Origin of the sequence: Nostoc sp. CHAB 5715, assembly GCF_020829685.1 — a bacterium.
Taxonomy (GTDB): Bacteria; Cyanobacteriota; Cyanobacteriia; order Cyanobacteriales; family Nostocaceae; genus Nostoc.
The window spans coordinates 1-3,203 of sequence record NZ_JAIVFR010000876.1 but is presented as its reverse complement, the minus strand read 5'-3'; the positions used below and the strand labels follow the sequence as shown (position 1 = coordinate 3,203).

Genomic DNA, 3,203 nt, shown 5'->3' with positions numbered 1-3,203 from the left:
CTTTACTACTGTTTATCCAAGCAGAAGCAAAGCGTAAATTGCTCCATTCATAAGCTAAATTGCGATAATTTTCACGGCTGCGATAATGATCTACTGTACCAACTGGTTCATACATTACGCTATAGCCACACAGATTACTAAATCCATCAGCTAAATCACTTTTGAAAGGCGACCAATAATCTCTGGTTCCTTTTTTGGGATCTGGGTTTTTTGCCAACCAAGCATTTCCTAGTTGTCGCACTTTTTTATCAAAATCAGGCGGTTCTTGAGGAGGGTTAAATGGCATCATCTGTGTTATACCTCTGATAACCCAAAATTTCTTTTCTCCGTTGTAACTATCCAACGGGGCCAAAATGGGTCATGTCCTGGTAAAACTCTTTGAAGTTCCTGATGAATTTGTGTTGGTATTCTCAGATTTTCTGGAAACGCATTCATATCATCAGCACGCATCCAAGCCTCTGCTGCTTCAATTGCAATTTCTGCTTCTTTGGAACGGGCTTGTTTGAGTCCAAAAATGTCTGAGGTTAACCATCCAACTATGTCCCCTTGTTTTGACCAAGGTACTTCGTCAAGGCTAACCTCTCTATCTTGTAATTTAAATAAAAATAGTTGATCTTCTTGCTCATTAAAATTTGGCTCTAAGGAAGCAAGAACAAGTGGAGAATGAGTAGTTACTAAAGCCTGTATCTTCATCCTGGGTTGTAATTCTGTCACCACAGATAAAATAGCTGGTAAAATCACCCTCTGCCAACGAGGATGTAAATGAGATTCAATTTCATCAACTAGTAAAACTATCTGATTTACTGGCTTTTGTTGTCGCAGTTCGGAAGCTTTTTTATGTTCGTACCAAGTCCACACTAGTAAATAAGCTAGTCCCAGAATACGCTTCATTCCGGCTGATGTTTGAGTGACAGGAACATTCCCGTAAGGTAGGTTCACTGTAGGAATATCGCGCACGTCTTCAATAGAAACTCGCGTTGTTTCTCCCACTTCTATCCATTCGGAAGGGTGAGGTGCAAGTTTTTTAATGACATTAGAAAAGAGTTCAAATGGATATTTATTGGGTTGATTCTGCCATGTAACCCAATCTTGAATTAGACCATTACAAATAACTTTACCTTTTGACTTTAATCCATTCCAAAGTGTATTTGGATTAAAATTATAAGCAATATCGCGTTGGCGAGCAGGGTCAAAAACAGAAAAACTACCATCAACCCGCACATAAATCACTACTTCTTTTAATAAAGGCGGCATTTGTAAATTACGCCATTGCTGTTCAGAAAAATCAAACTGGCTCTGATACTCTCTTATATTTTTTTTATTGCTAACTACGGCTGTAATTTGTGGATTTTCACCTCTGACTCGCTGTGGGTACGCTGGTTGCTCCGCCCAATTTGTAGTCATCACCCACCAAGCAATATCGAGTAAAAAACTTTTACCTAAACCATTATCACCCGTAAATATATTGAGCCTATCGGCAAATGCGACATCAAAATGGGCAGCTGGACCAACTTGTTGGAGGTGAAGTTCTTTTAACATTTGGCTCTCATACACAAATTTATATTGATCAACTTACTTCTTATAAATTAAAATTGGATAGCTCAATAGCAGTTAATCATTTTTAATGAATCCCTACAATATCCTTAATCAGACTGAACTTCAGTGTGTTAGTGATGGCATAACCCGACCCCTACTAGAAAATTGCGAGACTGCCTCACATATCCTGATTTTAGTCTGGCCACAACTTGGGGATTTTGATAGTCTTGAATATGCATGGTGGTTACAGCGCAAAGCTAAAAAATTGCCTCCTGAAAAACTCACTATTCGTGCAGTGGGAATTGGCTCACGCACCTCTGGAACAAGATTCTGTCAATATACAGGATTTTCACCGGAAAATTTATTTGTTGAACCTAATGCAGAACTACATCACCAACTTAAACTTTATTCAGGTCTCAATCTTCCTCTACCTGGACTTTCTGTGTCTCATCAAGCTTGGCTAAATCTAATGTTAATGTGTGCAGGGTTTGGAAGTCCGGGAACGCTAGGAGAAGTTTTTCGGGGATACAGGGGAGATCGTCAAGCCCCTCAACTCATTGAAGATGATGAAATTATTCAAGGTACTCCTCTACCTGCTTTTAAAGGCTCGTTTTTCCGATTAGCTGGCCCAAATGGTTTTCAACGTCCCTTTGAATTAGCAACTCTCCGGCTACGTAATATGGTGGAAGTTCTGAGCAATTGGCACACTTATGTACCAAATTCTGCCTACTTAACTCAGCGTGGTGGAACTTTTTTGTTTGATAGCAAAGGCCAGTTACTTTACTCTCATCGAGATCCAGGAATTCTGGGCTTTGCTGCTAATATGAGTCAGTCTCTATCATTTTTATCCTTTATCGAAGCAAATAGCTTTAGTTAAACTAAACTGACTTGTTCGGATGTCTTCTTTTGCCCCAGCTTTTTAGCTTCTGGTACACTTTCATGTCTAGCTCGGAATACGTTTCCTTGCTGACTACTGTGCTGAAATAATTAGCCCATCCAGTGATGACTGGATTCAAGTGAGCTATTAGTGCCGCTTAAGGGGCGGATTTATGCTGTTCTATTATTCCGGCAATTTGTTCGTAATACACCTTGACCTGCTAGGAAGATTGTAATGCCTAACTGGAGTGCAATTGAAACAAGTTTTTTACGTCAACCCCACGCGCAACAATTAGGAGAATTGGCAGCTAGTTTGGCACGCCTTAACTCTTGGTCACAAAAGAGTGCAATTCGTGAATTAGTTCCAATATTGTTGTCAGAAAGTTTGTTGTACGTGTCTTTAATACAACAAAAAAGTGAAATTAATAATGTTGAATTAAATCAACTCCAAGACTTATTACAAAACTGGATCAATGTTTGGGACAAATCAATGGAAATTACAGATATTGCATCTGTTGCGTCTACTTGGTCACAGCGAGTATTGGAGATGTCGGGTTTGCTAGCTTCTTAAATCGTTGAGTGCATAGTCTCAAGTAATGCACTTGACCACTTGACCACTGCGATCAGCTACGCTGGGCGGTTACGCCATCGCTCCTCGGTAAATAGGGGTATTAGTACCATTGGAACAGAAAACCGGGTTAAGTATTATTACATTAATAATACAAATCTATTTCAACGCTGAAACCTGGTTTTCTCGTTAAGCAACTACTTGGTAACTTGAAACATCAGTT

The 3,203-nt window shown here is 39.5% G+C and carries 4 protein-coding genes and 1 pseudogene; 2 read left to right on the top strand and 3 right to left on the bottom strand.

Translation table 11 applies throughout. From position 1 onward, the window contains the following. Together LC574_RS32965 and LC574_RS32960 are read right to left on the bottom strand one after the other, a co-directional pair. A pseudogene (locus LC574_RS32965) lies at positions 1-289 on the bottom strand (hypothetical protein); the annotation flags it as partial. A 5-nt stretch (positions 290-294) separates the two neighbouring features. After that, complete coding sequence (locus LC574_RS32960; RefSeq protein WP_229457796.1) at positions 295-1,539, bottom strand: AAA family ATPase; 1,245 nt, start codon at positions 1,537-1,539, stop codon at positions 295-297. Between the two features lie 85 nt (positions 1,540-1,624). Between LC574_RS32960 and LC574_RS32955 the strand changes: the two genes are divergently transcribed. After that, entirely contained in the window at positions 1,625-2,413 is a 789-nt protein-coding gene (locus tag LC574_RS32955) for a peroxiredoxin-like family protein (protein WP_229457795.1), read from the top strand. Position 2,414: 1 nt separating this feature from the next. Here LC574_RS32955 and LC574_RS32950 read toward each other — a convergent pair whose 3' ends face one another. Beyond that, complete coding sequence (locus LC574_RS32950) at positions 2,415-2,561, bottom strand: group II intron maturase-specific domain-containing protein (protein ID WP_368736765.1); 147 nt, start codon at positions 2,559-2,561, stop codon at positions 2,415-2,417. Positions 2,562-2,647: 86 nt separating this feature from the next. On the opposite strand from LC574_RS32950, the gene LC574_RS32945 reads away from it, so the two are divergent. Beyond that, positions 2,648-2,983, top strand: coding sequence for a hypothetical protein (locus LC574_RS32945; RefSeq protein ID WP_229457793.1), 336 nt, complete (start codon positions 2,648-2,650; stop codon positions 2,981-2,983). Positions 2,984-3,203: the final 220 nt, after the last annotated feature.